Origin of the sequence: Trueperella sp. (assembly GCF_043424875.1) — a bacterium.
Taxonomy (GTDB): domain Bacteria; phylum Actinomycetota; class Actinomycetes; order Actinomycetales; family Actinomycetaceae; genus Trueperella.
Genome location: NZ_JBHWPL010000025.1, coordinates 1 through 7,030 on the forward strand (window position 1 = coordinate 1; position 7,030 = coordinate 7,030).

The window sequence follows — 7,030 nt, forward strand, 5'->3', positions numbered from 1 at the left end:
CGGCAGGCCGAACACCACGTGGCGTTGAAGATCAGCCACGTCGGCCCATCGAGGCGGTCGAGCACCACGGGGTTGCCATCGATATCCAGCACGCTGAATTCGGGCGCGGGCTGGCCGACCTCGGGCGGCGGCGCATCTCCACGGGTCTCGATCTCGGAGTACTCGCCCTGGGTTTGCTCGCCCTCGAGCTCGATCCCATCGGTGGCGCTGCCCTGGTTGACCGCGTAGACGCCGGCGATGACGAGCAGGGTCACCACGGCGACGACGAGCAGATTGCCGACCCGCGAATTGCGGAGCCTATCGCGGGGATCAGCCATACGAGTGCAGGCCTCCAAAGAAGTGGTTGCCGAAGTAGGCGAACAGCACGGTCGCAAATCCGACGACGAGCAACCACGAGGACTTCTTACCGCGCCAGTTACGCACCACGCGCGCGTGGAGGTAGGCGCCGTACATCAGCCAGGTCACGAACGCGGCTGTCTCCTTCGGGTCCCATCCCCAGTAGCGGCCCCACGCCGTGTCCGCCCAGATTGCGCCGAGCAGGATCATGATGGTCAGCAGCGGGAAGGTGAGAGCCGCGGCCTTGTAGCCGATCTCGTCAAGGAGATCCTTCGAAGGCATGCGGCGCAGCTTCGGCGCGATCGCGTCGTGCAGCAGGTAGAGCACCGCGGCACCGAAGGACACGCAGGCGGTGCCGTAGGCGAGGATCGCGAAACTCACGTGCAGGGTCAGGTAGAAGCTGTCTTGTAGCGCGGGGACGAGCCCGTTGATCGTCGTATCCAAGTTCAGCGCATACAGGAGCAGTGCGATCGCCACCGGGTAGACGATGAGCCCCAGCATCCGCACGCGGTAGCGCCAGCGGAAGAAGATCAGCGCCGCGAAAATGCCCCAGACGAAGGACACGGCGAACTCGTGCTGATTCGAGAACGGGCCGTGGCCAGCCAGGATCGTTCGGCCCACGAGATAGGCGGTCACCAGCAGGAACGCCACCACGCTAAACGCCGTGCCGTACCAGCTCAGGGAGTGCCCCGCCGGCTTCTCCACCACCGCGACCTGCGGCGACTCGTCCTCAATGACGTTCCCCGCAGAATCGACGCGGCGCCGCACGGCCTTCGTCGTCGACTTCGTCACCGCGCTCTTCTTGGACGTCACAACCACGACGTCGATCGCGAGCGCGATAGCGCTCAGCACAAGGGCCGCGACGAGGAAATACAGGAGATTCTCAATCGTCATAGCTCTCGCTTTCCTTTCCAGAAATCTGCGCAATGAGTTCGCGGTATTGCCGCTCGTAAATTGCGTCATGTTTGTCGACTGATGAGACAGCCATGGTTTCGTTATCGGGATCCACGCGAAGCCACAGGCGGCGGTGCGGGAATCCAAAGGTCATAATCATGCCGAGCACGAGCAGGAACGAGGCGATCCACATGAGGATGCTGCCCAGGTCCTTGCGCACCGTGACTCCGGTGTACTGTGCTTCGCGCTCGAACGTGAAGCTGTAGCCCTCCCATTCGAAGGCCGTGCCCGGCTCAAGCTGTTGCACGGCGTAGGGCTGGTTGGAATCGATCGGGTAGATCTCGATCATCGCCGTCCCGGGCTCGATCTGAGAGTCGGCGCGCCCGGATGCGGCGGTCACGATGAGGACGTCAAGGTCTTCCCGCTCTGGCATGTTCAGGCGCCCGATCGCGTTGCGCCCATCGTTCGACGTCCACTGAAGGGCCACGGTTTCGTTGCGCAATTGGCCATCCGGCGCCTCGACGAGCACCTGCGCCGCGATTCCGAAGGAGGTTTGGTGGAACCGGTAGCCGTCGTAGGTGAGCGGATCGTTCACGCGGATGTCCTGTTCGCCGACGACGACGCCGTCGTCTTCCACGAGCAGGTGCGTCACGTAATCGGCGGGTCGGCCTTCGTCAGTGTAGGTGTCCTGGAACGCGAGCGCGGTTGCCGAGAGCGTGGTGCCCTCAACCTGCGCGGTGCCTCCCACCGGAATCGTGAGGAAGCGTTCGAATGCGCCCACATTCGTGAAGACGAAGGCGATCATGATGAGGATGAAAGCCAGGTGCGCGAGGGCGGTTCCGAAGGGACCCCAGCGGTTCTTATCGGCGTAGGCCGAATTCGGGTTCTTCTCGTCGAGCACGACTCGCCAGCGCTTGGACTGAAGGACCTCGATCGCATTCTCGAACGCCACCTCACCGGCTGTCTCCGTGCCCGATCCGCCGGCCACATCGGCCACCTCGAGCTGGACGCGGTTCTGAGCGTGACGATGGAAGTTATCCGAGACGCTCACGCGCGGCTCCGTCGCTGCTCGCCACATCGGGCGCAGGCGATGCAGGGTACACCCCGCGATCGACAGCCCGAGCAGTACGCACGTGATGAGGAAGATCGGCGAGGTGTACATCCGGAAGAAACCGAGGAAATCGAGCACCGGCGTCCAGCCGCCGTACTTGGGGCGAACCGATTCGAGCCACGCTGCCTTCGTGTCCGGGTTCTCGAGTGCGCCGGCGGGCATCTGCATAATGATCGTGCCGAAGAATGCGAGCACGGCCATGAGGAGGATAAGGACAACGCCGACAGTCTTGTTGTAAAAGAACGCGTAAATCCTCTTGAAGATCAACGACGGCGAGATGTGCTCGTCTTCGTCAAATAGCTCCGGCGCGGATGAAACGTGGCTCACTCAAACCTCACACAATCGCAGGGATGGTCGCGGACAGGCGCTCGAGGAGGCCGGAGATCATCAAGAACCCAACCACGGTGAGCGAGAGACCAAGGATGAGCTCGATGGCCTTGTAGTGTGCTCGCACCCAATCAAACGAGATCATTCGGTCGGCAAGTACTGCACACGCGATGAATGGCAGGCCGAGGCCCGCGCAGAACACAAGGAGGAGGCCGAACCCGGAAAGCACGGTGTCCTGCGCTATCGCGAGGGCAAGTACGCCCCCGAGGATCGGGCCGATACACGGGGACCAGCCGGCGCCAAACGAGAGACCGAGCAGCACGGACTTGCGGTAGCTCGGGCCGCCGTCGACGTCGACGCCGCGGCGAATCGTTTGGTCAACGAACGGCAGGCGGATCAGCCTTGCCACGTGCAGGCCAAGGAGGATCAGCACCGCGCCAGCAATGATGGTTAGGTACTGACGAATATCCCCGACCACCCAGCCGACGATTCCTACCGCCGCCCAGAGCCCCGCGAACACCAGGCTGAACGCCACGACAAATGCGAGCGCCTGGAGAGCGGCTCCGGTTCGGGTGGTCGCCGTCGACTCAGTTGCTAGCGTGACGCCGGCGTCCCGGCGCGGGCTCGCGTCTTGCCCGATGAATTCAGAAGGTTGACGATGGCCCGTCATCTGCGCAACGAACACGGGCACGACGGGCAAAAAGCACGGGGAAAGGAAGGCCAGTATGCCGGCGACGAACACTGCTGGCATCGTCAACATAATTTACCTCCCTGTAACTGTTAATAATTCTGCCGTACACGCATGTAGTCAACGAGGCCCAAAGGTCCCTGATCAGGGCGTATTGTCGCTCATCTCGTCAGGGGCATCTGGCGGGCCGGCCACGAGCGTGTCGTAGAACGGTTTCACATCGACCGCGAGCTCCGAGTCAGGATCCAACTCGATGAGCGACTCCCAGGAGGCGATCGCATCGTCAAAGCGCGGCGGGTCCATCTGGGTGTAAAGGAAGCCCAGGTTGTAGTAGGCCTCGGGATGGCCCTCGGTGCCCTCCAAGACGATCAGCCACTCCTCCTCCGCCTCCTCGTAATCCCGCTGGTTCATGAGCAGGACACCCTTTTCCAGGCGAGCCTCCCAATCGTCCGGGTTCTGCCGCAAGGCCATGTCGAGTTCGAAGATGCGCTGCGAGTGATCTGCCGCTGCGGGCATCGGCGCTTCCATTTGGCTGATGTCGGGATGACCGTCGGGAAGCTGGTTCGCATCGAGCGGCTTTTGTTCGTCGGCGCCAATCATGAACACGCCGAACGCAAGACCAAGCGAGAGCGCCGCGACCACGAGGATCGTGAACGCCTTCGACTTCTTCTCCGGCGCACGCTCGATCGGCGACGCCGTCTGGTGACGCGGCGTCGCATCCTTGCGAGCCGCCGGGGCGGCAGATGTCTTTCCTGAATCGCGGTTCGTGCCTGAATCGCGATTTTCGGCATCAGCATGATCGACGACGACCGGGGCCGGGGCGGTCCTCTTCGCACGCTTGCGTGCTTTGCGCACCGCGCGGCGCTGATCATCGTCCATTTCCCCGAGCTCGGCAAGGGCAAGGTCATTTTCCTCGAGGATGCCCGCCTCAACCGCATGCGACGCGATGTCCGGGGAGGTAGGTTTAGCGGCCGTCTCAGGCTGCTCGGGCTGGTCGGCCTCCGGTTCGTCGGACGCGGGTGGCGCCACGGCGTCGTCGCCGAACTCCGCTAGTTTCTCACGCGCCCACGGCTGAAGCTCCTCAGGCGCATTGCGCAGATAGTCGAGAACTGACTCATCGGGCCGGCCACCCGCGGGCGACTCTCCGCCGCCCGCGGGTGTGGGCTTAGCCAATGGTTCCTCGTTCCTTCGCGGCGTCAAGGTTGCGCTGTGCCACATCGGAACGCTCGAGATCCTCGCGGGTCTTGCCCGTCAGTGCCATCTGGCCCTTGCGGGACTCGTCGATGGACGTTTGCAGGATCTTCTGCGAGTAATCCGGGGCGTGGAAGCCGTAGGAGTTCTCAGAGTAGGTGTAGTCGATGTAGAAGGAGGCCTTGTTCTGGTACTCGCGTGCCAGGTCAATGTACTCCTCGGGAGTACCGTCCTCCATTGCCACCTCGATCGACTCGATGAGATCCACGAGGGCATCCAGCGCCTTGTCACGCGAATCGACGTAGCGATCCTGGATCGTGATCACGCGGTTGTACATGGTCTCTTCGTCATCGGAATGGCAGGTTCCACACGACTGGTTGATGTCCAGCAGCGGCGACCTGATGTGGTGGTCGGTCACCTTCTGTGCACCCTGGCGGGTGTAGGACATATGGCAGTCCGCACAGGTCACGCCGGCATCGGCATGAACGCCATTGGACCAGATATCAAACTCGGGATGCTGGGCCTTGACGATTTCCGCCTCCGTGGTGGCGTGAGTGAAGTCGATGTGACCATCCTTCTGGTAGTACTCCCAGATCTGATCGATCTCGATGCCTTCCGACCACGGGAACGTGAGCGTCTTATCCTCGCCCGCGAAGTAGTACTCCACGTGGCACTGTGCACACACGTAGGTCCGCATTTCCTCGATGGTCGCATCGCGGTTGACGTCGTAATCCTCGATACCCTCCGACGCCTTGAGCTGCTTGAGCCCCTCAACGAGAGCCGGGCGCGTGACGCGCAGATTCATCGTTTCAGGATCGTGGCAGTCGATACAGGCGATCGGCTGATCTGCCATGACGGTTGCCTCTTCGTAGTCCATCTTGTTGATGGCGTGGAAGCCAGCCTCGATGTCGCCGTCGCCAGCCTCAGCATACACAGCCGGCATCGACGCGTGACAGTTCAAACACGTGCCCGGCTGGTCAAACTCGGTGACTCGGCGCGTTGTGCGCTGATCGAGCAACATGTACTCGTGCCCGCGGGCGTGGCGGTAATCCACCGCGAACGCGTAGCCGTCCCACATCACCGTCAGGCGCGGATCTTCTTCAACGCGCGAGGATGAGACGAACTCTCGCGGATCATCCGCCGTCGGCTCATGCTCCACACGCGTCGAGCCCGCATGGACGGTGGGTTCCATTTCGCTCGTCCGCTTGAACGCCTCGTACTGAGCCGGGAAGTTCTGACCCCACACCGCTGGATCGACCGTCGTCTCATCGAGTGCGACGACGTCGTGGCGCGGAATCTCCTGCTCCGACTTTCGTTCCATCATGTTGATGACGAGCATCGTGATACCGAACGTCACGATTGCGACGAGCGCGATCGCGAGTCCAATCAGAAGAAATCGTCTCGAATTCTTTGGCTTCTTAGCCGTATCTTGTGCAGTCATGTCCTATCTCATTTCAGGTGGCCAACGGTTTCGTGGCACTTGGTGCAGTCGAGCTGTTGGTCGTCCGTGCGGAAGCGGTGAACTTCGTCGACGTAATCGGCGTGACAGTACAAACAGGCGTCATTGGTGATGTCCCTGTTAACTTCACGAATTTCGATGTTGGTGGGGTACCAACCGGTGGTGAACCTCATGGCGTGCCAGAACCCATTGTCGGCTTTGACAATGAGCTTGTGGACGAGGCCATCGTGGGGCATGTGGCAGTCGTTGCAGGTGGCTACCGCAGTGTGTGAGCCAGCCTTCCAGCCATCGAGGTAGTCCTCCATGGCGTGGCACTGGGCGCATGTTTCGGGATCGTCGTACAGGTATCCGATGCCGTTTCCGTAGAAGAGGGCAAATCCGCCAACGCCCACAAGCGAACCGAAGACGAAGACGCCGAGCAGGAGCAGGATGCGGCCAGGCGTGAGCCCCTTCTTGGGCTGCTCGCTCGCTTCCGTCTCCTCAGCAACCTCCGGCTGCTCGAGGACCGGCTCAGATGATTCACTCATCGTGCGACCCCCTCTGTCTATAGTCTGCGGCTATTCAAATTCTCACCGACTAGACAGTGAATAATGGGACCGTTGGTCCCATGTCTCATTCGGACATTTCACGCCAATCAAATAGTGGCGGCCAGCACAGTGAGAAATCGACGAGAAACCGTGCGCAATTTGGACTTACTCCACACAACGACCTCACGTCGCAGGTAAATAAGCTCCGAAAGTTGGGGGTGTCTCCAGTATTCCTGGACCAATAAATGCCCTCTGGACTGCACTGATGCTGAGCTGAGCATCCCGTCCGCGCTGTCCAGTAGGAGACTCCGCCAGTGGAGACTCGCGTGGTGGCTTGTGAGCGGGGTGGTTTTTTTGGGGGTGTGAAAAGAGTGGAGGGGGTGTGTGAACCGTGTGGTTCGCACTCCCCCTCCACTGAGGTGTGATAGCGGCGGTGTCCTACTCTCCCACACCCTCTCGAGTGCAGTACCATCGGCGCTGGTGGGCTTAGCTTCCGG

The 7,030-nt window shown here is 61.5% G+C and carries 7 protein-coding genes; all 7 read right to left on the reverse strand.

The features are described 5' to 3' along the window. Positions 1-317, reverse strand: a 317-nt coding sequence (locus ACHFFR_RS02435) for a TlpA family protein disulfide reductase (protein ID WP_394262682.1), incomplete at its 3' end; no start/stop codon positions are given. Further along, the gene (ccsB, locus tag ACHFFR_RS02440; protein ID WP_394262683.1) at positions 310-1,230 is read right to left on the reverse strand and encodes a c-type cytochrome biogenesis protein CcsB; all 921 of its coding nucleotides are present in this window, start codon (positions 1,228-1,230) and stop codon (positions 310-312) included. The genes ACHFFR_RS02435 and ccsB, both read right to left, overlap by 8 nt. Further along, the gene (locus ACHFFR_RS02445; protein ID WP_394262684.1) at positions 1,220-2,668 is read right to left on the reverse strand and encodes a cytochrome c biogenesis protein ResB; all 1,449 of its coding nucleotides are present in this window, start codon (positions 2,666-2,668) and stop codon (positions 1,220-1,222) included. Before ACHFFR_RS02445 ends, ccsB begins: the two co-directional genes overlap by 11 nt. Positions 2,669-2,675: 7 nt before the next feature. Beyond that, positions 2,676-3,428, reverse strand: a complete 753-nt coding sequence (locus ACHFFR_RS02450) for a cytochrome c biogenesis CcdA family protein (RefSeq protein ID WP_394262685.1) — start codon at positions 3,426-3,428, stop codon at positions 2,676-2,678. A gap of 72 nt (positions 3,429-3,500) precedes the next feature. After that, on the reverse strand, positions 3,501-4,529 hold the full coding sequence (locus ACHFFR_RS02455; protein ID WP_394262686.1) for a tetratricopeptide repeat protein: 1,029 nt from the start codon (positions 4,527-4,529) through the stop codon (positions 3,501-3,503). Continuing rightward, entirely contained in the window at positions 4,522-5,988 is a 1,467-nt protein-coding gene (locus tag ACHFFR_RS02460) for an ammonia-forming cytochrome c nitrite reductase subunit c552 (RefSeq protein WP_394262687.1), read from the reverse strand. The genes ACHFFR_RS02455 and ACHFFR_RS02460 overlap by 8 nt, the downstream gene beginning before the upstream one ends. A gap of 8 nt (positions 5,989-5,996) precedes the next feature. Further along, positions 5,997-6,533, reverse strand: a complete 537-nt coding sequence (gene nrfH / locus ACHFFR_RS02465) for a cytochrome c nitrite reductase small subunit (RefSeq protein ID WP_394262688.1) — start codon at positions 6,531-6,533, stop codon at positions 5,997-5,999. Positions 6,534-7,030 lie beyond the last annotated feature (497 nt).